The following is a 24311-nucleotide window of genomic DNA, read 5'->3' on the forward strand; positions in this document are numbered from 1 at the left end:
AGCACGTTCAGCACCACATATGAACCAGTAGGCGACCCCGGGAAGCAGCGGGGCGCTCAGGGCGTTTGCCCAGGAGGAGGCGGCAATGACTGATACGACCAGCGGCTCCCGTACCGGCAAGGGCGGCACGGCCAAGGGTAAGGCCGGCGCCAAGGCGGGCGCGGGGCTGCGTATCGAGCGCATCTACACCACCCCGGGCGTCCATCCCTATGACGAGGTCACCTGGGAGCGTCGTGACGTCGTCATGACCAACTGGCGTGACGGCTCGATCAACTTCGAGCAGCGCGGCGTCGAGTTCCCCGACTTCTGGTCGGTCAACGCGGTCAACATCGTCACCAGCAAGTACTTCCGCGGTGCGCTCGGCACGCCGCAGCGCGAGTGGAGCCTCAAGCAGATCATCGACCGCGTGGTGAAGACCTACCGCGCCGCCGGTGAGAAGAACGGTTACTTCTCGTCCACCGTCGACGCCGAGGTGTTCGAGCACGAGCTGACCTACGCCCTCCTCCACCAGGTCTTCTCGTTCAACTCGCCGGTCTGGTTCAACGTCGGCACCTCCCAGCCCCAGCAGGTGAGCGCCTGCTTCATCCTGGCCGTCGACGACTCCATGGAGTCGATCCTCGACTGGTACAAGGAAGAGGGCATGATCTTCAAGGGCGGCTCCGGCGCCGGCCTCAACCTCTCCCGGATCCGCTCCTCCAAGGAACTGCTCTCCTCCGGCGGCAACGCCTCCGGCCCGGTCTCCTTCATGCGCGGCGCGGACGCGTCCGCCGGCACGATCAAGTCCGGTGGCGCCACCCGTCGCGCGGCCAAGATGGTCGTGCTCGACGTGGACCACCCGGACGTCGAGGCCTTCATCGAGACCAAGGTGAAGGAGGAGGAGAAGATCCGCGCCCTGCGTGACGCGGGCTTCGACATGGATCTGGGCGGCGACGACATCACGTCGGTGCAGTACCAGAACGCCAACAACTCGGTCCGCGTCTCCGACGAGTTCATGACCGCCGTGGAGCAGGGCGGGCAGTTCGGCCTGCGGTCCCGCCTGAACGGCGAGGTCATCGAGACCGTCGACGCCAAGGGCCTGTTCCGCAAGATGGCCGAGGCCGCGTGGGCCTGCGCCGACCCGGGCATCCAGTACGACTCGATCATCAACCACTGGCACACCTGCCCCGAGTCCGGCCGCATCAACGCGTCCAACCCCTGCTCGGAGTACATGCACCTGGACAACTCCAGCTGCAACCTCGCCTCGCTGAACCTGATGAAGTTCCTGCGTGACGACGACAGCTTCGACGCGGTGACCTTCGCCAAGGTCGTCGAGCTGGTCATCACCGCGATGGACATCTCCATCTGCTTCGCCGACTTCCCGACCGAGAAGATCGGCGAGACCACCCGCGCCTTCCGCCAGTTGGGCATCGGCTACGCCAACCTCGGCGCGCTGCTGATGGCCACCGGTCACGCCTACGACTCTGAGGGCGGCCGCGCGCTCGCCGGCGCCATCAGCTCGCTGATGACCGGTACCGCGTACAAGCGCTCCGCCGAGCTGGCCGGCATCGTCGGCCCGTATGACGGCTACGCCCGCAACGCCGAGCCGCACCAGCGGGTCATGCGCCAGCACGCCGACGCCAACGACGTCGCCACGCGCATGGACGAGCTGGACACCCCGGTCTGGGCCGCGGCCACCGAGGCCTGGCAGGACGTCGTCCGGATCGGCGCGCGAAACGGATTCCGCAACGCGCAGGCGTCCGTGCTGGCCCCGACCGGCACCATCGGCCTGATGATGGACTGCGACACCACCGGCGTCGAGCCCGACCTGGCCCTGGTCAAGTTCAAGAAGCTGGTCGGCGGCGGCTCGATGCAGATCGTCAACGGCACCGTGCCGCGCGCGCTCAAGCGTCTCGGCTACCAGGACGAGCAGGTCGAGGCGGTCGTCGCCTACATCGCCGAGCACGGCAACGTGGTGGACGCGCCCGGTCTCAAGCCGGCCCACTACGAGGTCTTCGACTGCGCCATGGGTGAGCGCTCCATCTCCCCGATGGGCCACGTCCGGATGATGTCCGCGATCCAGCCGTGGATCTCCGGCGCCATCTCCAAGACCGTCAACATGCCGGAGAGCGCGTCGGTCGAGGAGGTCGAGGAGATCTACTTCGAGGCCTGGAAGCTCGGCGTCAAGGCCCTGGCGATCTACCGCGACAACTGCAAGGTGGGCCAGCCGCTGTCGGCGAAGACCAAGGACACCAAGTCCGAGGTCGCCGCCGTCACGGCCGAGGCTGCTGCCCCGGCTGTCGCCGCGACCGAGAAGGTCGTCGAGTACCGCCCGATCCGCAAGCGCCTCCCGAAGGGCCGTCCCGGCATCACCACCTCCTTCACGGTGGGCGGCGCCGAGGGCTACATGACCGCCAACTCCTACCCGGACGACGGTCTGGGCGAGGTCTTCCTGAAGATGTCCAAGCAGGGTTCGACCCTCGCGGGCATGATGGACGCCTTCTCCATCGCCGTCTCGGTCGGCCTCCAGTACGGCGTGCCGCTGGAGACCTACGTCTCGAAGTTCACCAACATGCGCTTCGAGCCGGCCGGTCTGACCGACGACCCGGACGTGCGGATGGCGCAGTCGATCGTCGACTACATCTTCCGCCGCCTGGCGCTGGACTTCCTGCCGTTCGAGACCCGCTCCGCGCTCGGCATCCACTCCGTCGAGGAGCGTCAGCGCCACCTGGAGACCGGTTCCTACGAGCCGACCGACGAGGATGTCGACGTCGAGGGCCTGGCCCAGTCCGCGCCGCGCTCCCACGTCGCTCCGGCCGCCTCGGCAGCTCCGGCCGCCCCGGTCGTGATCGAGACCTCGACGCCCGCCGCGACGGCTCCGGTGGCTGTGCCAGCTGCGTCCGCGCACAACACGGCCGAGCTGCTGGAGATCCAGCAGGGCATCAACTCCGACGCCCCGCTCTGCTTCTCCTGCGGCACCAAGATGCGCCGCGCGGGCAGCTGCTACGTCTGCGAGGGCTGCGGCTCGACCAGCGGCTGCAGCTGATTCTGATCAGTGAGTAGGACCCCGGAGGGGGTGTCGACCTCGGTCGGCACCCCCTCCGGGCTTTCCCTGGCTAGGAGCCTTGCCGCCGCCGGACCGGGACGGTGAGGAAGGCCAACGCGGCGGCCAGCACGGCGAGTCCGCACCACGAGGCGACGGGCAGCCGTTCGCCGAGCGCGGCGACGCCCAGGACGGCGGCGACCGCAGGCTCGGCCAGCGTCAGGGTCGTCGCGACCTGCGCGGAAGTGCGCCGCAGGCCGAGGCCGAAGAGCCGGTAGGCGAGGAACGTCGTGACCACGCCGAGGTGCAGGACGACCCCGAGGCCGCGCGGATCGAGCAGCCACCGCTCGTTGCTGAGCAGCAGGACCGGCAGCACCAGCAGTGCCGCTCCGCCGAACATCGCGCCCATGACGCCGTCCGAGGCGTGCCCTCGACCGATCAGGTTGCCGCCGATCAGCGAGTAGGCCGCGTAGGAGAACCCGGAGACGGCGGCGAGCAGCACGCCGAGCAGGTTCACTGCGGCGCCGCCGCCGGTGAGTTGGGGGCCGAGGACCAGCAACGCGCAGCCGAGCACGGCGATCACGGTGGCCCATGCCCAGCGTGCGGTCGGCCGGGCCTGCCGGGACAGCCAGGCCAGCAGCCCCGCGAAGACGGGTGCGCTGCCCAGGGCGATCACCGTGGCCACCGCAACTCCCGTGCGCGACACGGCCGGATAGAAGCTGAGTGGGTATCCGGCGACGGCGACCGAGCCCACGGCCAGCAGTCGTCGCTCACGAGGCGTGCAGGTCCGTGGCAGGACCCGCGCCGCGCGGCTGGAGAGGAAGAGCAGTAGACCGCCGAGCGTCAGCGCGGCCGAACCGATCGCGGCCGGTGAGGCGCCTCGCGGCGCGAGCGAACTCGCCGTCCCCGTGGTGCCCCAGAGCAGCGCCGTGACCAGGATCGGGACCGGCCCGCTCAGTCGTCGGGCGAAGCCGCTGCGCGCCGACGCCGTCGGGGCCGGTGATGGAGCGACCGTGGAGGCTGAAGAAGAGGACGTGGCAGAGGTGTGGTTCGGCACGGTGGTGAACTTCCGTCGTCGATTCCGTCGTGGGGACTGACTGCACAACGGGCGCACGACACGTGCCCCTGGCGGCCCTTCGGGGCGGCCGGGGTCACGGGCAAGCGGTCAGCGTCTGCGCCCGGTCAGGCGCGGAGCGGTGGCAGCGCGACGTGCCAGAAGGAGTTCACGTGCTCGATGCTAGCGGTCGTTCGGACGCGACGGGTGGCCGATCCGTGAAGGCCCGCTGACTAGATCATCTTTATTGCACGCGGTCGGCGCCCCTCACTAGGGTTCGCGGGTGACCGGAGATCACCAAGGGAGTGGGGACGAGCTCTGGGACGAGTTCGTCCGGGAGATCGAAAAGGGCGGGGCGATACACGAGCCGAGTGCCGCCGAGCGGTTGGCCGTCGCTCCGGCCAAGCCGTCGCGGCGTCGGATCTGGGCTGCGATCGCGGCCCTGTGCGTCGCGGTGGCCGTCGCCGGGATCGGCTACGAGGTCGGGCCCGGGAGACGGAGCAGCACCCCGCCCCGACCGAGCGCGGCTGCCTCGGCCGGCCCGACGGCGACGAAATCTGCGAGCAGTCCGATGGTCACCGCCGATCAGGCGTTCCCCGCGCAGCTCGACGGGTTCACCAGGGTCGAGCAGTCGGGCGTGCCGAACTGCACGGGCAACGGCATGGTCGGACCGAACCTGACCACGATGATCGACCAGAGCAAGGGCTGCCGCGGTGTGATCGAGGCCCTCTACCGGGACGCGGCGGACAACGAGTACACGATCGTCGTGTTCGGCATGAAGGACCCCACCGACGTCGCGCACCTGATGGTCTCGCTCGGCGCCGACCCGACCGACCACGAGGTCGGGTTCGTGACGCCGCCGTCCGGCTCGGGGTTGCGCGCGCTGCCGACCGACAGCGGTCTGGTGCAGGCCTTCGCCGGGACCGAAAAGCTGTTGGTGGTCGGGCTCGCCCAATGGTCGGATGGCCGGGCCGTGGACTTCCAGACCTTGACCGACAAGCTCGGTCCGCTGCTCAACGACGTGACGAAGGCGGCCGCCGCCCATGACCATGCCTGATCGCTCAGTGCCCGCATCGTCCGCGCCGGGTGCCGTCGTCGGACCGGTCACCGCCGACGACCTCGCCGAGGGAGTCCGGCTCGTGGTCGCGCTGCTGCGGCAGCCCGCCGGGCTCGCCGCGGATTGGAGCCGGCCGGCCGGGACGCTGGACCTGGACTGCTGGGAGACGGCCGAGCATCTCGCCGACTGCCTGTTCTCCTATGCCGCGCAGCTCGGTCCGCAGTCACCGCCCGCTGAGACGTTCGTGCCGTTCGCCTGGCGCCGGTTGGGACCGGGCAAGCCCGCGAGCGTGATCTTCAGCGAGCGTGAGTGCGGGACGGAGGGGCTCGTCCAGGTGTTGGAGTCCTGCGGGGCGCTGCACGTGGCCATGGTGCGGACGGCCGCGCCCGAGGCGCGGGCCTTCCACGGCATGGGGACGGCCGATCCCGAGGGCTCTGCGTCCATGGGCCTGGTCGAGCTGTTCGCCCACGGCGCGGACCTGGCAGCCGGGCTCGCACTGGACTGGGCTGCCCCGGCCGACATCTGCGCTCGGGTGCTGCACCGGCTCTTCCCGGACGCGCCGGCGGACACCGATCCCTGGGCGACCCTGCTCTGGGCCACCGGCCGCGGTGAGCTGCCCGGACGGGAACGGCTGACCGAGTGGCGCTGGTACAGCGCTCCGCGCTGAGACGCCCGGGCCCCGTCCGGGCCGCTGGGTTACTGTGGCCGGTATGGCGCGACCTCGACGAATCGTCCTGCTCCGACATGGGGAGTCGGAAGGAAATATCGATGAGTCGATCTACGAGCGCGTCCCCGACCACGCCCTGAAACTGACCGAACGCGGACGGGAACAGGCGCGGGAGGCCGGCGCCGAACTGCGGGAGATGTTCGGCGTCGAGCGGGTGCAGGTCTACGTCTCGCCCTACACCCGCACCCGGCAGACCCTGGACCTGCTGGGACTGGAGCCCGCCCGGATCCGGGTGATGGAGGAGCCCCGACTGCGCGAGCAGGACTGGGGCAACCTCCAGGACCTCGACGACATCCGCGAGCAGCGCAAGGCCCGCGACGCCTACGGCCATTTCTACTACCGGCTGACCCAGGGGGAGTCCGGCGCCGACGTCTACGACCGGGTCGGCGCGTTCTTCGAAACGCTGCACCGCAATTTCCTGAGTCCCGACTATCCGCCCAATGTGCTGCTGATCGGGCACGGGCTGATGATGCGGCTCTTCTGCATGCGCTGGTTCCACTGGACCGTGGAGGAGTTCGAGGCGCTCTCCAATCCCGACAACGGCGAGATGAGGACCCTGCTCCTCGGTCCGGACGGGCGATATACGCTTGACCGTCCGTTCGACCGCTGGGCCTGATCCGGCGCGCCCGAACGGATGCCGTCCTGTCGCTGTGCGGAGGAGTAAGCGTGTTCGTCGTGACCCTGTCCTACACCGTTCCCATGGAGCAGGTGGACGCCCACCTGGAGGACCACCGGACCTGGCTGGACCAGCAGTACGCGAAGGGCGCGCTGCTCGCCTCGGGTGCCAAGGTCCCGCGCACCGGCGGCATCCTGCTGGTCGGCGGGCTGGACCGCGCGGCGCTGGACGCACTGCTCGCGGAGGACCCCTTCGCAAAGGCGGGCGTGGCCGCCTACGACGTGGTCGAGTTCACCGCCACGAAGACCGCCGAGGTGCTGGCCGGCTACCGCGAGCAGGCCTCCTGACGCACCTTCACCAGGCGCTCGACCAGCTCCGGTTCCGCGTCCACCAGCGGTGACCGGACCGGGCCGGCCGGTCGTCCGGCGGCGCGGAGCAGTGCCTTGGCGGTGACCGTGCCCGGCGCCTCGTCCATCATCGCCTGTACCAGTGACAGCAGCCCCTGGTGCAGGCGCGCGGCCTCGGCGTTCTCGCCCCGCGCGTAGGCGTCCAGGACGGCGCGGATCTCGCGCGGCGCGACGTTCGCCACCGTGCTGACGACGCCGACGGCTCCGATCGCGGCGAGTGGCAGGTTGAGCTCGTCCGCGCCGCAGTAGTACTGGAGTCCGGTCTCGGCCATGGTCCTGGCCGCGCCTGCGAGGTCGTAGCTGACGTCCTTGACCGCGACGATCCGCGGATGTCCGGCCAGGGCGCTCAGGGTTTCCGGGGCGAGCCGCGTCCCGGTGCGGTGCGGGATGTCGTAGAGCATGACGGGGAGCGTCACGGCATCGGCGACGGCGCGCAGATGCCGCCGCACGCCCTCCTGCTGCGGGCGGCTGTAGTACGGCGTGACCGCCAGCACCCCGTCCGCGCCCGCTCGTTCGGCGGACCGGGCGAGCTCCTGCGAGTGGGCGGTGTCGTAGGTGCCGACGCCCGCGACCACGGTGGCCTTGCCGCCCACCGCCTCGACAACGGCCCGGACCAGCTGCTCCTTCTCGGCGTCGGTGGTCGTCGGGGCTTCGCCGGTCGTGCCGCTGAGGACCAGACCGTCGCAGCCCTCGGCCACCAGGTGGGCGGCGAGCTCCTGTGCTCCGGTCAGGTCCAGGGCGCCGTCGGGCCGGAACGGCGTGACCATCGCGGCCAGCACGCGGCCGAAGGGGGAGGGAGCGCCGGTGGCAGGCATGTCGGAGTGCATGAGGCCAGCTTGACCCGGGCTCGCGGTGAAGCACCAGCAACATCTGCTACGCCCAACCGTTCAGTCGTGCTGAACAGTCCCTTCCGCGACGGGCGTCGCCGGGCCCCGCGAAGCCCGCGCGGGCCGGACCACGAAGACCGCCATCGCCAGGGCCAGCACCGTGAAGGCGATCGCCGCCTCGAACGCGCTCGTCATGCCGTGGACGAAGACCTCGTTGCTGTTCGGGTGCGGCAACTGCGCCTTGGTCTCGTCGCGCGAGGCCGTGGCGAAGACCGTCACCAGGATCGCCAGACCAAGCGAACCGCCCACCTGCTGCATGGTGTTGAGCAGGCCCGTCGCGGCTCCCGTCTCGTGCGGGGCGACACCCGACACCGCCGTCAGCATCACCGGGACGAAGATGCAGCCCATGCCGAGGCCGAACACCACGGTCGGCCCCAACACACCTGCTGCGTAGGTGCTGTGCACGTCGAGCCGGGTGATCCAGTAGGCCCCGCCCGTGATCATCACCGTGCCCAGCAGCAGGAACGGCCGTGCTCCGACCCGGGTCTGGAACCTCGCCGAGACCTGCGCCGCCACGATGATGGCCACGCTCATCGGCAGGAAGCCGAGCCCGGCCCGGATCGGGCTGAACCCCAGGATGTCCTGGATGAACTGGGTCATGAAGAAGAAGATCCCGAACATCGCCGCGGCCAGGCACAGCATGATCACGTACGAGCCCCACCGGTTGCGGTTGCGGAACATCCGCAGCGGCGTGATCGGCTGTTCGGTGTGGGACTCGATCGCCAGGAACGCGGTCAGCAGCACCACCGCGACTGCGAACGCGGTCAGCGTCCAGGTGTCGGTCCAGCCGCTCTGCGCGGCCCGGATGAAGCCGTAGACCAGGCTGACCATGCCGATCGTCGCGCTGAGCGCGCCCGGCAGGTCGAAGCGGCCCGGGTGCCTCTCGGAGTCGTTGATGTAGAGCGGTGCCAGCAAGGCGAGCGCCAGGCCGATCGGCACGTTGACGAAGAGCACCCACCGCCAGGAGAGCCAGGAGGTCAGGATGCCGCCGAGCAGCAACCCGATCGCACCGCCCGCGCCCGCCACGGCCGAGTAGACGCCGAAGGCCCGGTTGCGATCCGGGCCCTCCTTGAAGTTGGTGGCGATCAGCGCGAAGGCGGTCGGCGAGGCGACGGCTCCGCCGATGCCCTGCAAGGACCTGGCGGCCAGCAGCATCCCGGCGCTCGTGGAGAGACCGCCGAGCAGCGACGCGAAGCTGAACAGCAGCACTCCCGCGATCAGCGTGGGCCTTCGGCCGAGGATGTCGCCGATCCGGCCGCCCAGCAGGAGCAGGCCGCCGAAGGTGAGGGTATAGGCGTTGAGCACCCAGGACAGGCTGGTCGGGCTGAATCTCAGGGCGGTGGAGATGTGGGGCAGCGCGATGTTCACGATGGTGATGTCCAGCACGACCATCAGCTGCGTGGTGGCGATCACGGCCAGCGAGATCCCCGAATGCTGACCGCGTCGCGCCTGCGCGGGCGCGCTGCGGGTAACGGTTTTTGGAAGTGCCACGGCTTCCCCCTGGGATGGATCGCCTGGGTGGCCGGCTCTGGGGCGGGTCTTGGAGTGAACGGCTCCGTTCACTAACATCGACGGTAGACCCGGACAAATAGGACATTCAACCCTCCGGGGTGAGCAGTTGACGAAAGTAACCGGTGAAGGCGGAGCCGAGCGCGGTGGCCCCTGCGCATCGGTGCGGCACGCCCAGCAGGTCGTCGCCCGGCGTCGCGGGCAGGCGTTGGAGCAGGCGATCTTCACAGCCACGCTGGAGCAGTTGGTCGCCTCCGGCTATGCGCGCTTCAGCATGGAGGCCGTGGCCACCGCCGCGCAGACCGGCAAGGCCAGCCTCTACCGGCGCTGGGGCAGCAAGGAGGACCTGGTTCTCGAAGCGCTCGGATGTAGCCTGCCCCTGCTCGGCGACGCCCCCGACACCGGCAGCCTCCGGGGCGACCTGCTCGCGGTGCTGGAACGTCTGCGCGCCGCGATGAGCTCGCGCCCCGGCTGCGCCGCGCGGGCGGTGATCAGCGAGCTGGACCACGAGCGGGCCGCGGCCTTGATGGGCCTGGTCCAACAGCGGATCCTGACCCCCGCGCGCGGCCTGCTCCTCGCCGCGCTCCGCGCCGCCGACGGGCGCGGCGAGATCCGCCCGGGCGCGGTCACGCCGATGGTCCTGGACGTGGTCCCGGCGATGATGCTGTACCGGGCCAAGACCGGCCAGGGGCGCTTCACCGAGGAGGAGGCGGTCGCTCTGGTCGACGAGGTGCTGCTGCCGCTCCTGCTCGGGTGACCGGGGCGGGCCGTCGTCGTGGGTCGGGCGCTCGTGTTGGTCGGGCCCTCGTGGTCGGCGGTCGTGCGGGAATCGGCGATCCCGACGGAATCGGCGGTCCGGGCGGGAATCGGCGGTCCGGGCAGGCCCTAGGCTGAGGGCATGCCCGTCGATCCGCCCACCCATTCCGTCGAACGCTCGTTGCGACGGGCCGGTGCCACCCTCGTGGCCGGCGTGGACGAAGTGGGACGCGGCGCGTGGGCCGGGCCGGTCACGGTCTGCGCGGCGGTCACCGGCCTGCGCAAGCCCCCTGCCGGGCTGACCGACTCCAAGCTGCTCACCCCGCGACGCCGCGAGGAGCTCGCCCCCGTCCTGTCGGCGTGGGTGAACGCCTACGCGCTCGGCCATGCCTCTCCGCGCGAGTGCGACGAGCTCGGGATGACCGCGGCGCTCCGCCTGGCCGCCGTCCGCGCCTTGGAGGGGCTGCCGGAACCGCCCGACGCGGTGATCCTCGACGGCAAGCACGACTACCTGGGCGGCCCGTGGCGGGTCCGTACGGTGATCAAGGGCGACCAGTCCTGCGTCGCCGTCGCGGCGGCCTCCGTGATCGCCAAGGTCCGGCGCGATGCGATGATGGCCGAGCTCGGCTGCGACCACCCCGATTTCGGCTTCGCCGACAACGCGGGCTACCCCTCCCCGGTGCATCGGGAGGCGTTGGAACGTCTCGGCCCGACCGAGTTGCACCGGCTCTCCTGGGCCTTCCTCGACGACCTCCCGCAGTGGCGTCACCTCAAGGTTGTCCGCGAGTCCGTCGATGCGGGGGAGCAGCTCTCCCTCGGCTTCTGACGGTTTCCATCGGCTCCCGCCGCCTGACGCATGATCAGTTACCGCGCGGGGAGCCGCGAACCGTGTCCGCAGATGACCGGGAAGCGACGGCGTGGCGGCTTCCCGGCGGGGCGGGGATGAGCTTTGCGAAATCGCACTGATCTGCGGGTGGGCCCCCCTATCGGCTGATCTTCGGCAACGAGTAAGCTCTCAGGCGCTGTGCGGCGCCGTCCGGTGCGTCGTCAGAAATCGTGCCGAGGAGCTGGAGATCCACAAGACCGACTCGGGCCAGGGCGTTCCATCCACCGACGAGACGGACCCGGTAGCCCGCACCGCCGTGACCGCAGTGCCTTCCCCCTCTAGCGTGGCGGCTGCCCCGCGTCCCGTGCCCCGGCCGGGACCGCCGGCGCGACGCCCGGTTCCCGGTCCGCCGGCTGGGCCCGCCCGCGCGCCGAAGCCCGGCGTCGCGTCGCGTCGTCCCGCAGCGGAGGCCGTGCCCACACTCCCTGAGCTGCAGGTGGTCCCGGCCGCCCGTGAGGCTGCCGTCGAGCGCGCCGACGAGACCGTCGACCTGCTCCTCGACGCGGGGCGTGCGCCCGGTCAGATCCTGGTGCTGACCACCGACGCCGCCCACCCGTGGCAGCAGCACGAGCGGTCCTTCGGCGAGGACCGGTACTGGTCCCAGCTGGACGCGGCCGACGACGTCTTCTACGCCGCCGCCGACGGCTGCCGCCCAGTGCGGCGCGAGGTGGTCGTGCTCGCTGTCAACGGCGGTGACACCGCGACCGTCCAGGACGCCATGGCGACGGCTCTTGCCCGAGCCACCGCTCTGCTGGTGGTCTGCGGCGACGCACCCCTGCCCGCGCCCCGCCGCCCGGAGTAGCACACCCGCAGCCGCTGACCGCTCCCGCCCGACCTGTGCACGGTCGGGCGGGAACGGTCAGCGGTGTGCCCGATGTCGGGTGATCCCGATGTGGGGCGGGCTCGACAGGGATCACTCGACACCGATCAGTTGACGGCCACGCGCGGCTCTTCGACGGGGAGCAGCGCGAGGCGTGGCTTCGGCGCCTCCAAGCTCGGCGTCGGCTCGTTGGCCGCGGTCAGTTCGCTGATCGTGGTGACCGGACGCTGTGCCCACGAGCCCGCGTGCGGGCTCCGGCCGCGCCGGGCGTCTCCGATCAGCTGCCAGCCTTCGTCCGTCAGAGTGACGTAGCCGCCGCACCGTATTCCGTGTAGCTGGCCGGCGTCGCGAAGCGCCCACATCCAGGCGCCGTCCTGCTCGGTCCACCCGGACGGTCCGCGGCGGCACTGGATCAGCACCGCGGTGTGCAGCGGCGCGCGGCGGCGCAGGCCGTGGGGCACGGTGTGGCGCAGGTGCGCCAGCAGGATGTTGCGCAGGTGCCAGCCGTCGGTGAGCCGCTCCGGCACGGTGAAGGACGCACCCGCCACCACCCGCGAGTCCGTCGACAGCACACCCAGCACGGTCGCGCCCGGCAGCGGCTGGTGGATCCGGTGGAGGTCCTCGATCACCGTGCGGGGCTCCGGCAGCAGCGGAAGGTCGGCATCGGCCCAGGTGGCCGCGTCCAGCGAGCGGGGGACGGCCGGGGAGTGCGAGCCCATGGGCAGCTCGGGGGGATGGCCGATGCTCAAGATCCTCCTTCCCCGTGCCCGCGCGGGCACCTCGCACACCGGTCAGGAACGACGCGTCCGGGCCGGGATACCTGCCAATTCTCACGTCCGACGGACCATGCGGCAACGGTGACCCCGCCGGAAGTGTCCCCGGTTCCGAAGATCAGGCGGATAAGTCCCCCCGGCGAGCGGTCCCAGCTGGTCCGTTCGGGCGGGAAGCCGACCCGACCGGCGCAGCGCCGCCCCCCGACCGGTGGGGTGCGCCCCGGCAACCGGTGGTCCCTCCGGTCCGCCGCCGGCCGTGTCTCCCGGTCTCTCTTCCCGCCTCGCCAAGCGGTGGGTTCGCTTCTTGTCGGTGTTGTCGGGTTGCATGGGGGCATGAGTGACGTGGATCTGCGTGCCGAGGCCGACGCCGTACTCGCCCGCCTGGTGGGGAGCGGAGGTGCGGAGGCGCGCCTGCGCGAGGACCAGTGGCAGGCGATCGAGGCGCTGGTGGTGGCCCACCGCCGCGCGTTGGTGGTGCAGCGCACGGGGTGGGGCAAGTCCGCGGTCTACTTCGTGGCGACCTCGCTGCTCCGGCGGCGCGGAGCCGGGCCGACTGTGATCATCTCGCCGTTGCTGGCCCTGATGCGCAACCAGGTGGAGTCGGCCGCGCGCGCGGGGATCGCCGCCCGCACGATCAACTCGGCCAACCCCGAGGAGTGGGGCGCCATCCAGGCGGAGGTCGCGGCGGGGGACGTGGACGTCCTGCTGGTGAGTCCCGAGCGCCTGAACTCGCCCGACTTCCGGGACACCGTGCTGCCGAGCCTGGCCGCGACCACCGGTCTGCTGGTGGTCGACGAGGCGCACTGCATCTCCGACTGGGGCCATGACTTCCGCCCGGACTACCGCCGGCTGCGGACCATGCTGGCGGAGCTGCCCGCAGACGTCCCCGTGCTGGCCACGACCGCCACGGCCAACGCGCGGGTGACGGCGGACGTCGCCGAACAGCTGGGCACCGGCGGAGCGGACGCGCTGGTCCTGCGCGGGCCGCTGGACCGGGAGAGCCTGCGGCTCGGGGTGCTGGAACTGCCCGACGCGGCCCACCGCTTGGCCTGGCTGGGGGAGCGGTTGGGCGATCTGCAGGGGTCCGGGATCATCTACACCCTCACTGTGGCGGCGGCGGAGGAGGTCGCGGCCTTCCTGCGGCAGTGCGGCCACCGGGTGGCGTCCTACACCGGCCGCACGGAGAACGCGGACCGGCTGCAGGCCGAGGAGGATCTGCTGGCCAACCGGGTGAAGGCACTGGTGGCCACCTCCGCGCTGGGCATGGGCTTCGACAAGCCCGACCTGGGTTTCGTCGTGCACCTTGGCTCGCCCAGCTCGCCGATCGCCTACTACCAGCAGGTCGGCCGTGCCGGGCGCGGGGTGGACCACGCCGACGTCCTGCTGCTGCCGGGCCGGGAGGACGCGGCGATCTGGGCCTACTTCGCCTCGGTCGGCTTCCCGCCCGAGGAGCAGGTGCGCCGCACTCTCGGGGCGTTGGAGCAGGCGGGACGCCCGCTCTCGCTCCCCGCGTTGGAACCGTTGGTGGATCTGCGGCGCTCCCGGCTGGAGACGATGCTCAAGGTGCTGGACGTGGACGGCGCCGTCGCCCGGGTGAAGGGCGGCTGGACCGCCACAGGCCGGCCCTGGACCTACGACACCCAGCGGTACGCCTGGGTCGCGCGGCAGCGCGAGGCCGAACAGCAGGCCATGCGGGACTACGTCGCGACCACAGGCTGCCGGATGGAGTTCCTGCAGCAGCAGCTCGACGACGAGAAGGCGGCCCCGTGCGGTCGCTGCGACAACTGCGCCGGGCCCTGGCTCGACGCCGCGGTCTCCCCGCAGGCGGTCGCGGCCGCGACCGGCGAGCTGGCCCGGCCGGGCGTCGAGGTCGAGCCGCGCCGGATGTGGCCCTCGGGCATGCAGGCCGTCGGGGTCGACCTCAAGGGACGCATCCCCGAGGGCCAGCAGGCGGCCGTCGGCCGCGCCCTGGGCCGCCTCTCGGACATCGGTTGGGGCAACCGCCTCCGTCCGTTGCTGGCCGCCCAGGCTCCCGACGCTCCGGTGCCGGACGACGTGCTGGCCGCGGTGGTCACCGTGGTCGCCGACTGGGCGCGCTCGCCCGGTGGTTGGGCCGCCGGCGGCGCCGACGCGGCCGCCCGGCCGGTGGGCGTCGTCGCGATGCCCTCGCGCACCCGTCCGCAACTGGTGACCGCCCTGGCCCAGGGGCTGGCCCGGGTCGGTCGGCTCCCGCTGCTGGGCAGCCTCACCTACACGCCGCAGGCGGACGAACTGGCCGCCCACCGCAGCAACTCCGCCCAGCGGCTGCGGGCCCTCGCCTCGTCCTTCTCCGTCCCCGAGGACCTCGCCGCCGCACTGGCCGCCACACCCGGGCCGGTCCTGCTGGTCGACGACTACACCGAGTCCGGCTGGACCCTGGCCGTGGGCGCACGTCTGCTGCGCCAGAACGGCGCCGGTCAGGTGCTCCCGATGGTCCTCGCCGTCGCGGGGTAGGGCCGCCCCTGACGCAGCTTCATGCCTGCGCGGCTGCACACCTGCGCGGCTTCGTGGCTTCGCTTCTCGTGTTCTCGTGTCTTCGTGATGTCCTTGATAGTCGGGACCACCGACAAAAGCCAACGGGGCCTCACCAGCCTGTGGAGAAACGTTGGTTCGGGTGGGAGCGTCCTGTCCCTTCGCCCGATCGGATGAGCAGGTTTTCCACACCCGCCAGTTCTCCACAGGCGCGTGAGAAGCCGTTCGGCGTCGTCGTCGGCCAGGGGCAGGCTCGGCGCCATGAACGAGCACGACATGCCCTCCGCGTCCGCCCCGCTTCCCCCGCCGGTTCCGGAACCGTCCTTCTCCCCGTTCGAGCGCCCCGTCGTCCGTATGAAGACGCCGGCCGACATCGCCGAGGCGTTGCCCTTCCTGCTGGGCTTCTTCCCGAACGACAGCATCGTGGCGCTCGGCCTGCAGGGGCCGAGGCGACGGCAGGGCGGTTCCGTCCGGGTGGATCTTCCCGCCCGCGCGGCCTGGCCCGGGGCGGCCGAGGAGGTCATGCGGTACCTGCTCGCCCTCTCCGAGCAGCGGGACACGCTGCCGGACGCCGTCATCCTCTACCTCTGCCAGGACCCGGTCATCGGCGGCAGCCCGCGTGCGGTGGCCGAGTCCCTGCGTCCGCTGGCCCTGCTGTTGGGCGAGGCCTTCGGGGCGGCGGGCATCCCCGTGCACGAGTCGCTCTGCCTCTCCGAAGGCCGGTGGTTCTCGTACACCTGCGACGATCCCGAGTGCTGTCCGGCCGAGGGCGCGCCGATCCGTCCTCCCGGCAGCACGTCGGCCGTGGCCGCCGCGGCGGCGTTCGCGGGCATCCAGGTACGCGGCAACCTGCGGGATCTCCATCGTGAGTTGGCGCCGGTGCCGGTCGCCACGGTCGAACCGCTCATGCGCGCCTTCGAGCGGGTGATGCCCGCAGTCGCCGCCGAGATCGGCCGGGAGCGAGGTTGCGAACGGCTGCGCTCGGCCACCGCCGACCTGGTCGCGGCGGCGGTCGCCCGGTTCCGTTCCGGCGAGCGGACGTTGGACGACGAGCACGCGGCCCGGATCGTGCTGGGTCTGCAGGACAGGCTTGCTCGCGACCGGGCGGCCGAGTGGCTCGACCCGCCCGACGTCCACCACGCGGCCGACGTCTGGCGGTACCTCGCCCGCCGCTGTGTGGGCCCGTTCGCGGACCACGCGGCGGCCCCGCTCTCACTGCTGGGCTGGACGGCGTGGGTCACCGGCGACACCGTGACGGCCCGGGTGGCCCTGGGGCGGGCACTGACCGCCGATCCCGACTACACCTTCGCCGCGCTGCTCTACGAGGCGATCAACTGCGGAGCCGTTCCCGACTCCCTCTGCGCCACGCTGCGCGCCGAGCGGGCGGCCCGACAGCGCGGCTCCCGTCGCCGTCGACGCTGCCGCCTCGGCCGCGGCCCGGAGGGAGCCGGTGGCAGCTGCGCGGGCGCCGATCCCGAAACCTCGGGCAATCCGGGCAGTGCGTCCGGCTCGATGCCGCACCAGCGTCGGGATCCGGATTCCGACGGGTAGCCGTGCGGAGCCCCGTGCATCCGCATGCATCTCTGGGCCCATCTGCGGGGATTCATGGGCATCTGTGTGGATCCGGCGGGCCGGATGGCCGTCCCTTCGGAACGCGACGCTGTTTATCGTCACAGAGACGACTAAGATGCGGCGCATGTCGCGTTACGATCCGTCGGCCTTCCCTCCCTTCGCGGTCACTGTCGACCTGGTTGTCCTGACCGTGCGCGACCATGCCCTGTGCGCGCTGATGGTCCGCCGGGGCGAGCCGCCGTTCCAGGGGTTCTGGGCGCTGCCCGGTGGCTTCGTCCGCCCGGACGAGGGCCTGATCGAGGCGGCGGCCCGCGAGCTGGCCGAGGAGACCGGTCTGCGCACCCACGGCGCCCCCGGGACCGGTCCCGGGGTCGGCGCCCACCTGGAGCAGCTCGCCACCTACGGCGACCCGCAGCGCGACCCGCGCCTGCGCGTGGTCAGCGTGGCGTACCTGGCGCTCGCCCCGGACCTGCCCACACCGCGCCCCGGTGGGGATGTGCGCAGCGCGAGGTGGGCGCCGGTCGAGGAGCTCCTCGGCCGGGGCAAGGGGGACGACGGGATGCTGCTCGCCTTCGACCACACCGAGATCCTGGCCGATGGTGTGGAGCGGGCCCGATCCAAGATCGAGTACTCGGCACTGGCCACGGCCTTCTGTCCGGAGGAGTTCACCGTCGGCGAGCTGCGGCGCGTGTACGAGTCGGTGTGGGGCGTGCAGCTGGACCCGCGCAACTTCCACCGCAAGGTCACCGGTACTCCCGGGTTCCTGCTCCCCGCGGGCGGGACCACGACGCGTCAGGGTGGTCGCCCGGCCCAGCTGTTCCGGGCCGGCGGGGCCACCGTGCTCAACCCGCCCATGCTGCGGCCCGACAGCTGACGGGCCGTCGTTCGGAGACGGGGCCGTGGATGACTCCGGCGACTCCTACGCGCCGTATCGGTCAATACCACGCAAAGTAACTATGTCGGTCTATCGTGCTGGCGACGGGGGAGACCAGCACGGAGGAGTCCGACCGTGGCTCAGACGGCCCAAAACCAGAAGGCCCACGCCCAGAAGGCCCACGCCCAGAAAGCCCAGACGCAGGCCCACCAGTCGACGTACCAGTCCTTTCAGGCGATCGGACTGACCAAGAGCTACCGGCGTGGCCGTCCTCCGGCGCTGCTGGACCTGTCCTTCGACGCGCGTCCCGGCCAGGTGACCGCCCTGCTCGGTCGGGAGGGATCCGGGCGCACCACGGCGCTGCGCCTCGCCCTCGGTCTGGAGAACGGGCAGGGAGCCGCCCTCTTTCATGGGCGTCCGTACCGGCGGCTGCCTCACCCGGAGCGGGAGGTGGGCGTCGTGCTGGGGGACGCCGACCGTCCCGCCGGGCACCCGGGGCGCCGGGCCCGCGCCCATCTGCGGATGATGGCGGCTGCGGCGGGCGTCTCCGCGCGCCGTGCCGACCAGCTGCTGGAGCAGACACGCCTCGGTCCGGCGGCCGAGCACCGGCTGCGCACCTACTCGCCCGGTATGACACGACGGTTGCAGCTCGCCCAGGCGCTCCTCGGCGACCCGTGCACGCTGGTCCTGGACGAGCCCACCGAGGGCCTCTCGCCCAAGAACGTCGAGTGGTTCCACGCCTTCCTCCGGGCGTTCGCCACCGGAGGTGGGGCGGTTGTCGTGACGCTGCGCAGCCCACAGGAGGCGGCTGTGCTGGCCGACCGGGTGGTCACCCTGGACGACGGACGGCTGCGGGCGGACCAGCCGATCGACGAGTTCCGGCGGACCCGGCTGCGCGACGAGGTCTCGGTGCGCGGCCCCCAGGTCGCGCGCCTCGGGGACCTGCTGAGCGAGTCGGGCGTCGCAGTCCGGCGGGAGAGCGGGAACGCCATCTCCGTCGAGGGCCTCTCCCGGACCGAGATCGGCGAACTGGCGTTCCGTCACGGGATCCTGCTGCACGAGCTGGCTGACCAGACCGTCGACCACGCCCCGACGACGCCACGGCGAGCGTCTGCCCTGGAGCCGGGCGTCCCCGGCGGCGGGCGGACCGCCGATCCGGATCCCGAGTCGCCCTCCGTCCGGACCACGGTGTCGGTCGGCAAGGGCGAGACGGTGCTGGCGCCGATGGTGGTGCCCCCGTTCACCGGGATGTCCGGAGCGTCAGCAGTCCTGTCCCGCCGCGACACCAGGGTTGCCGCGCCGCTCTTCCGCGACGAGGACGACTGACCGGCCGCTCGCGACCGGGGCAGCCCCGACCTCGCCTTCCCCGCCCCTTCGCGTACCCCGCCGCGCCGCGCACCCGCCCGCGTACCCGAACCGCCGCGCAGCCGCCCGCGTACCCCTCCACCCAGCGCATCCACGCGACCCGCTCCTAGACCGGGGGCGGGCCCGAACCGAGAGTGAGACGAGCAGCCGTGCACGCACTGACCTACGAGCGCCGCCGTCTCATCGGGGTGCGCTCCAGCTGGCTGATCCCCGTCGCGGTGCTGGCGGCCGACGCCGTCGTGGCCGAGCTGACGCTGCGCCAGCCGGGGCTGACGGACCCGATCCGGGTGCTGACTGCCGGGGTGCCACTGCTGCCGCTGCCGTTGGCGGCGCTCGGAGCGGGTGCGGTGGGGGCGTTGTCGGCCGGGCACGAGTTCCGCTACCCGGCTCCGGGCGGGATCCTGCGTCCGCTGCGTCGGCGGTTCGGGCTGCTACTGGCCAAGTTGCTGGTGGTCGGGGTCTTCGCGGGGCTCCTCGGTGCGGTCTCCCTCGCGGTGGACGGCCTGCTGCTCCGGCTCGGGGACCACGCCGCCGCAGCGCCGCTCGAGGCCGCCGCCCGGCACGGTCACGTTCCGGCCGCGCTCGTCGGGTATCTGGCGCTGACCGTCGCGGGCGGCTGGATCGGGCTGCTCGGCGGGGTGCTGCTGCGCAGTGCGGCGGCAGGCATGCTGCTGCTGATCACCGTGCCGATCCTGGCCGAGCCTGTGGCCGGCGCGCTGGTCGAGCGCGGAGCCCTGGCCTCCGGCGGTCTGCGTGCCCTCCACTGGCGTGCGCTCTTCCCGGTCGACCGCGGCCACGACTGGCTCTACGGGACGTTTTCCGGGCTCCGCAGCGGCACCGCGCTCTCGTCGGCCGATCTGGCCGTCGCCGTGGCCGCCCCGATCCTGCTGCTGCTCGGTGCCTACCTGCTCCTCCTCCCGCGCCGCAGCGCACTCTGACCAGGGCGAACCTTCCTGGGCGTGCTCGGGTTCGACGGTCGTCTCCACGAACGACCGGAACGAGCCGGTGCTGGCTGCTCACGACTGACGCGGGGCCGCACGGGATCGCGCGGGGGCCGTGGGCTCTCAGCGGCCCTCGCCTCTCAGTTGGGCAATAACTGCCGATATGGCGTCAATTGTGTAGTGATGGGCGATCACCCTTTCGTGTGCTTTTCACGAAAGTCCTCAAGCCTGTGCGCCGCATAGCCGACAAAGGAGACGTGAGTACCGTTGCGCACCCCACCATGACCCCCGCCCAGATGACGTCCGCTCAGCTGGACCGCTTCCCCGCATCCCACCCCGTCGCCTCGCCCCATGCCGCGGCTGCGACCAGCGCCGCCGCACTGCACTGGGACGGCTCCGACCCCGATCTCGGCCGCAGCGGACGTCGCGCCGCCGGCAGTCGTGGCCGCGGGCTGCACGGTCAGCTGGTCCAGCAGCTCGGGCAGATGATCGTCTCCGGTGACCTCGGCGCCGACCGTCCCCTCGTCCCCGAGGAGATCGGACAGCGGTTCGAGGTGTCCCGCACCGTCGTCCGTGAATCGCTGCGCGTGCTGGAGGCCAAGGGCCTCGTCTCGGCGCGCCCCAACGTCGGCACCCGGGTCCGGCCGGTCGCTGACTGGAACCTGCTCGACCCGGACATCATCGAGTGGCGCGCTTACGGCCCGCAGCGTGACGACCAGCGTCGTGAGCTGTTCGAGCTGCGCTGGGCCATCGAGCCGCTCGCCGCCCGCCTCGCCGCCGGCCACGGCCGGGACGAGGTCCAGCAGCGGATGCACGACATGACCGAGATCATGAGCCACGCCGCGGCCCAGGGCGACGCGCTCACCTACGGTCGTGCCGACGCCGAGTTCCACGCCGTGCTGCTGGCGCTGGCCGGCAACCGGATGCTGGAGCACCTGGCCGGGATCGTCGGCTCCGCCCTCCAGGTCTCCGGCGGACCGTTCACCGCGTGCGACCGCCCGTCCGAGCCCTCGGTCGGACTGCACGTGCGCCTGGTCGACGCCCTCGGCACCGGTGACGGGACCGCGGCCGAGCAGGCGATGCGTGCGCTGCTGACCGTTCAGCCGGAGGTCGACCCGCTCGTCCCCGGCCCCCGCGAGCACTGAGCGCACAGCGGCACGACCCGCCACCTCCGCACGACCCGCCGCCGCAGGACCCGAAAGCCCCGCACAACGGCTGCACCGACTGCACCGACGCGGTTCATCGAGGCAGCACACCGATCGGCCGAGGCCGCCCCCGGAGAGACGACCACCGGGTGGCGGCCTCGGCCGTCCGCTACCCGATTCAGGCGACACTCGGAATCACCGCCCATCTGGCATGGTTGAACGGGGTAGACCCCATACAAGGACTCGCCCCGGGGCATTGTGACCTGCACCACGTAAGTGGTGCGTAACGCTTTCCCGTGCCGAGCGATGTGTACGAAGGCGGTGCCAGAACCGCCAGCCAAAGCTTTGCAGTTTTCAGAGGGCCGTCCCTGCGGCCGGCCTTCTGTCCACTCACGTCCGAGAGGTTGTTCGTGTCGGCAAGCACATCCCGTTCGCTCCCACCCGAGATCACCGAGTCTGCCGCTCTCATGGCGCTCATTGAGCGGGGTAAGGCACAGGGGCAGATCGCCGGCGATGACGTGCGCCATGCCTTCGAGGTGGACCAGATTCCGGTCACCAAGTGGAAGAACGTCATGCGCAGCCTCAACCAGGTCCTCGATGAGGAAGGTGTGACGCTGATGGTGAGCGCGGCGGAGTCGTCCGCCCCCAAGCGCCCCCGGAAGAGCGTCGCGGCGAAGAGCACTGCCACGAAGACGACGGCGACCAAGTCCGTCGCTCCGCGCCCTGCGGCTGCCGCGAGCACGACCCGAACCGCTGCCCCGCGTGCCGCTGCGGCGTCGGTGACCTCGGTCACCAAGTCCGCTGCTCCGGCCGAGGTCGACCAGGTCCAGGAGCTCGTGGCAGCAGCCGAGGCGGCTGCCAAGAAGGCTGCCCCGGCCAAGAAGGCCGCCGCCGCCAAGAAGGCTGCCCCGGCCAAGAAGACCGCCGCCAAGAAGACCGCCGCCAAGGCCGGGTCCGGCAAGGACGCGGACGGCGACGAGCAGGCCGCCGGCGAGGACGAGCTGACCGAGGACTCGGCCGCCCCGGCCGAGGGTGGGCCCGCCGAAGGTGGCGAGGAGGGCGAGTCCGAGGGCTTCGTGCTCTCCGACGAGGACGAGGACGACGCCCCGGCGCAGCAGGTCGCCGTCGCCGGTGCCACGGCCGACCCGGTCAAGGACTACCTCAAGCAGATCGGCAAGGTCCCCCTGCTCAACGCCGAGCAGGAGGTGGAGCTGGCCAAGCGCATCGAGGCCGGTCTCTTCGCCGAGGACAAGCTGGCCACCGAGGACAAGCTGGCGCCGCGTCTGCAGCGCGAGCTGGAGATCATCGCCGAGGACGGCCGCCGCGCCAAGAACCACCTGCTGGAGGCCAACCTCCGTCTGGTCGTCTCGCTGGCCAAGCGCTACACCGGTCGCGGCATGCTCTTCCTGGACCTGATCCAGGAGGGCAACCTCGGTCTGATCCGTGCGGTCGAGAAGTTCGACTACACCAAGGGCTACAAGTTCTCGACCTACGCCACCTGGTGGATCCGTCAGGCGATCACCCGCGCCATGGCGGACCAGGCCCGCACCATCCGTATCCCGGTGCACATGGTCGAGGTCATCAACAAGCTGGCCCGCGTCCAGCGCCAGATGCTCCAGGACCTGGGCCGCGAGCCCACTCCGGAGGAGCTGGCCAAGGAGCTGGACATGACGCCCGAGAAGGTCGTCGAGGTCCAGAAGTACGGTCGCGAGCCCATCTCGCTGCACACGCCGCTCGGTGAGGACGGTGACAGCGAGTTCGGTGACCTCATCGAGGACTCCGAGGCGGTCGTCCCGGCCGACGCGGTCAGCTTCACCCTGCTCCAGGAGCAGCTGCACTCGGTGCTGGACACCCTGAGCGAGCGCGAGGCCGGCGTGGTCTCCATGCGCTTCGGTCTGACCGACGGTCAGCCGAAGACGCTGGACGAGATCGGCAAGGTCTACGGGGTCACCCGTGAGCGCATCCGCCAGATCGAGTCCAAGACCATGTCGAAGCTGCGCCACCCGTCGCGCTCGCAGGTCCTCCGGGACTACCTGGACTGATCCGGCCCACTGAGCGGGACCGACCGGCCCGGATCCACTGATCCGGGCCGACCCGTCTGAACAGGCGTTTCTCGAAGGTCATCACCCTTCGGGCACACGTGCCCATCCGTCACCCGGCGTGGCGGGTGGGCACGTTGCGTGTCCGGATCCCTACGCTGTGGCGCGGCAGGAGTCTGTGCGGCGGAAGGATCAAGGGTGGGAGTCGACCGGGTACCCGATCAGGGAGCGGATCGGGACGTGCTTCGCGGCGTCGGAGGCGGAGCGGGCCGCGGCGAGGGCAGAGCCGGCCGGGGGTTCTGGCGGCGCAGGCGCGTGCTGCTGGTCCTGCTCGCGTCCGTGCCGACGGCGCTCGCCACCCCCGCCGTTCCGGCGCAGGCCATCGTCGGCGGTGGCCCGACGACCACGGCCAAGGACCCGTGGATGGTCGCCGTGGCCAGCCGCTCGGTCTACGGCGGCACCCGCTCCGGGCAGTTCTGCGGCGGCACGCTGGTCGCGCCGAACAAGGTGGTGACAGCCGCGCACTGCCTCTACGACGAGCAGACCATGCAGCGGGTGGACCGTCCCGACCTCAAGGTGATCGTCGGGCGCACCGACCTGGGCGGTTCTGCCGGCAGGGAGGTTCCGGTCGTCTCCACCTGGGTCGACCCGAACTACGACATGAACACCAACATGTGGGACGTGGCGGTGCTCACGCTGGCCACCCCGCAGAACCCGCACGACGTGCTGCCGATGGTCCCCGAGGGAGCCACGGCTCCCTATGCCCCCGGCACCTCGGCCACCGTCTACGGCTGGGGGGATCTGCGCGGCAACGGCGACTACCCGACCACGCTCCACCAGGTGCAGGTGCCGATCCTCGCTGACAGCACGTGCGCGTCCGACTACGCGTCAGGATCGGACGGCACCTTCCGGGCCGAGAGCATGGTCTGTGCGGGGCGGCAGACCCTGGGTGGCCGGGATGCCTGCCAGGGCGACAGCGGCGGGCCGTTGGTGGTGGCCGGACGGCTGGTCGGCATCGTCTCGTGGGGCACGGGTTGTGCCCAACCGGGCCATCCGGGCGTCTACACCCGCGTCGCGGCGGTTGCGGACGAGGTCCGGAGCCAGTTCTGACGGTCCGTGTGACAACCGTCACACCGGGAGTGCCTGTGCGGTGGGTGGGCAGTGCCCGGACATCGCACAGGCGGTGTGCGGCCGGTGTGTGATATACGCGACAGTGGGGGGGGGGGGGGGGGGGGGCCCCCCCCCCGGGGGGGGGCCGCGGGGGGGGGGGGGGGGCGGGGGGGGGGGGGCGCCCCCCGGGGGGGGGGGGGGGGGGCGCGCGGCGGGGGGGGGGGGGGGGGCCCGCGGCGGGGG

20 protein-coding genes are annotated in these 24311 nt (G+C 71.6%); 16 read left to right on the plus strand and 4 right to left on the minus strand.

What is annotated here, in order from left to right:
* Nucleotides 1-85 precede the first annotated feature (85 nt).
* Entirely contained in the window at nt 86-3022 is a 2937-nt protein-coding gene (locus ABH928_RS28405; protein WP_370071469.1) for a vitamin B12-dependent ribonucleotide reductase, read from the plus strand.
* Nucleotides 3023-3092: 70 nt separating this feature from the next.
* Here ABH928_RS28405 and ABH928_RS28410 read toward each other — a convergent pair whose 3' ends face one another.
* Nucleotides 3093-4076 (minus strand): DMT family transporter, encoded by a 984-nt coding sequence (locus ABH928_RS28410; RefSeq protein ID WP_370071470.1) that lies wholly within the window; start codon nt 4074-4076, stop codon nt 3093-3095.
* 280 nt (nt 4077-4356) lie between these two features.
* Between ABH928_RS28410 and ABH928_RS28415 the strand changes: the two genes are divergently transcribed.
* From ABH928_RS28415 to ABH928_RS28430, 4 genes are read left to right on the plus strand one after another with little or no spacing between them, the layout of a single operon-like run.
* Nucleotides 4357-5130, plus strand: a complete 774-nt coding sequence (locus ABH928_RS28415; RefSeq protein ID WP_370071471.1) for a hypothetical protein — start codon at nt 4357-4359, stop codon at nt 5128-5130.
* Nucleotides 5117-5797: a hypothetical protein gene (locus ABH928_RS28420; protein WP_370071472.1), complete on the plus strand. Its 681-nt coding sequence runs from the start codon at nt 5117-5119 to the stop codon at nt 5795-5797. Before ABH928_RS28415 ends, ABH928_RS28420 begins: the two co-directional genes overlap by 14 nt.
* A gap of 43 nt (nt 5798-5840) precedes the next feature.
* Nucleotides 5841-6473 (plus strand): histidine phosphatase family protein, encoded by a 633-nt coding sequence (locus ABH928_RS28425; RefSeq protein ID WP_370071473.1) that lies wholly within the window; start codon nt 5841-5843, stop codon nt 6471-6473.
* Nucleotides 6474-6523: 50 nt separating this feature from the next.
* The gene (locus ABH928_RS28430) at nt 6524-6820 is read left to right on the plus strand and encodes a YciI family protein (protein ID WP_370071474.1); all 297 of its coding nucleotides are present in this window, start codon (nt 6524-6526) and stop codon (nt 6818-6820) included.
* Here ABH928_RS28430 and dapA read toward each other — a convergent pair.
* Nucleotides 6799-7707: a 4-hydroxy-tetrahydrodipicolinate synthase gene (gene dapA / locus ABH928_RS28435; protein WP_370071475.1), complete on the minus strand. Its 909-nt coding sequence runs from the start codon at nt 7705-7707 to the stop codon at nt 6799-6801. The genes ABH928_RS28430 and dapA overlap by 22 nt on opposite strands.
* 60 nt (nt 7708-7767) lie before the next feature.
* Complete coding sequence (locus ABH928_RS28440) at nt 7768-9258, minus strand: MFS transporter (RefSeq protein ID WP_370071476.1); 1491 nt, start codon at nt 9256-9258, stop codon at nt 7768-7770.
* Nucleotides 9259-9385: 127 nt separating this feature from the next.
* Between ABH928_RS28440 and ABH928_RS28445 the strand changes: the two genes are divergently transcribed.
* The 3 genes from ABH928_RS28445 (at nt 9386) to ABH928_RS28455 (ending at nt 11720) form a co-directional block, all read left to right on the plus strand.
* Nucleotides 9386-10033, plus strand: coding sequence for a TetR/AcrR family transcriptional regulator (locus tag ABH928_RS28445; RefSeq protein ID WP_370071477.1), 648 nt, complete (start codon nt 9386-9388; stop codon nt 10031-10033).
* 141 nt (nt 10034-10174) lie between these two features.
* Nucleotides 10175-10858 carry a ribonuclease HII gene (locus tag ABH928_RS28450; RefSeq protein WP_370071478.1) on the plus strand — a complete coding sequence of 228 codons (684 nt, stop codon included), beginning with the start codon at nt 10175-10177 and terminating at the stop codon, nt 10856-10858.
* 472 nt (nt 10859-11330) lie between these two features.
* On the plus strand, nt 11331-11720 hold the full coding sequence (locus tag ABH928_RS28455; protein WP_370071479.1) for a hypothetical protein: 390 nt from the start codon (nt 11331-11333) through the stop codon (nt 11718-11720).
* A gap of 125 nt (nt 11721-11845) precedes the next feature.
* Here ABH928_RS28455 and ABH928_RS28460 read toward each other — a convergent pair whose 3' ends face one another.
* Nucleotides 11846-12487: a hypothetical protein gene (locus ABH928_RS28460; protein ID WP_370071480.1), complete on the minus strand. Its 642-nt coding sequence runs from the start codon at nt 12485-12487 to the stop codon at nt 11846-11848.
* Nucleotides 12488-12844: 357 nt separating this feature from the next.
* On the opposite strand from ABH928_RS28460, the gene ABH928_RS28465 reads away from it, so the two are divergent.
* The 8 genes from ABH928_RS28465 to ABH928_RS28500 all read left to right on the plus strand — a co-directional run bounded on the left by ABH928_RS28465 (nt 12845) and on the right by ABH928_RS28500 (nt 24068).
* Entirely contained in the window at nt 12845-15004 is a 2160-nt protein-coding gene (locus ABH928_RS28465) for a DEAD/DEAH box helicase (RefSeq protein ID WP_370071481.1), read from the plus strand.
* Nucleotides 15005-15283: 279 nt separating this feature from the next.
* Nucleotides 15284-16573, plus strand: a complete 1290-nt coding sequence (locus tag ABH928_RS28470) for a DUF4192 domain-containing protein (RefSeq protein ID WP_370071482.1) — start codon at nt 15284-15286, stop codon at nt 16571-16573.
* Between the two features lie 145 nt (nt 16574-16718).
* Nucleotides 16719-17468: an NUDIX domain-containing protein gene (locus tag ABH928_RS28475; RefSeq protein ID WP_196198602.1), complete on the plus strand. Its 750-nt coding sequence runs from the start codon at nt 16719-16721 to the stop codon at nt 17466-17468.
* A 135-nt stretch (nt 17469-17603) separates the two neighbouring features.
* On the plus strand, nt 17604-18794 hold the full coding sequence (locus ABH928_RS28480) for an ATP-binding cassette domain-containing protein (protein ID WP_370071483.1): 1191 nt from the start codon (nt 17604-17606) through the stop codon (nt 18792-18794).
* Between the two features lie 188 nt (nt 18795-18982).
* On the plus strand, nt 18983-19771 hold the full coding sequence (locus tag ABH928_RS28485) for a hypothetical protein (protein WP_370071484.1): 789 nt from the start codon (nt 18983-18985) through the stop codon (nt 19769-19771).
* 206 nt (nt 19772-19977) lie between these two features.
* Complete coding sequence (locus ABH928_RS28490) at nt 19978-20919, plus strand: FadR/GntR family transcriptional regulator (protein ID WP_370071485.1); 942 nt, start codon at nt 19978-19980, stop codon at nt 20917-20919.
* A 404-nt stretch (nt 20920-21323) separates the two neighbouring features.
* Complete coding sequence (locus tag ABH928_RS28495) at nt 21324-22961, plus strand: RNA polymerase sigma factor (RefSeq protein WP_370071486.1); 1638 nt, start codon at nt 21324-21326, stop codon at nt 22959-22961.
* A gap of 237 nt (nt 22962-23198) precedes the next feature.
* The gene (locus ABH928_RS28500) at nt 23199-24068 is read left to right on the plus strand and encodes a trypsin-like serine protease (protein ID WP_370071487.1); all 870 of its coding nucleotides are present in this window, start codon (nt 23199-23201) and stop codon (nt 24066-24068) included.
* Nucleotides 24069-24311 lie beyond the last annotated feature (243 nt).

The organism is Streptacidiphilus sp. MAP5-3 (assembly GCF_041262505.1).
Classification (GTDB): Bacteria; Actinomycetota; Actinomycetes; order Streptomycetales; family Streptomycetaceae; genus Streptacidiphilus.

Excerpts from the sequence above, each read along its gene's own strand:
- ABH928_RS28405 (WP_370071469.1), top strand. The coding sequence starts at position 86 with ATGACTGATACGACCAGCGGCTCCCGTACCGGCAAGGGCGGCACGGCC.
- ABH928_RS28420 (WP_370071472.1), top strand. The coding sequence starts at position 5,117 with ATGACCATGCCTGATCGCTCAGTGCCCGCATCGTCCGCGCCGGGTGCC.
- ABH928_RS28425 (WP_370071473.1), top strand. The coding sequence starts at position 5,841 with ATGGCGCGACCTCGACGAATCGTCCTGCTCCGACATGGGGAGTCGGAA.
- dapA (WP_370071475.1), bottom strand. The coding sequence starts at position 7,707 with ATGCACTCCGACATGCCTGCCACCGGCGCTCCCTCCCCCTTCGGCCGC.
- ABH928_RS28450 (WP_370071478.1), top strand. The coding sequence starts at position 10,175 with ATGCCCGTCGATCCGCCCACCCATTCCGTCGAACGCTCGTTGCGACGG.
- ABH928_RS28465 (WP_370071481.1), top strand. The coding sequence starts at position 12,845 with ATGAGTGACGTGGATCTGCGTGCCGAGGCCGACGCCGTACTCGCCCGC.
- ABH928_RS28470 (WP_370071482.1), top strand. The coding sequence starts at position 15,284 with ATGAACGAGCACGACATGCCCTCCGCGTCCGCCCCGCTTCCCCCGCCG.
- ABH928_RS28475 (WP_196198602.1), top strand. The coding sequence starts at position 16,719 with ATGTCGCGTTACGATCCGTCGGCCTTCCCTCCCTTCGCGGTCACTGTC.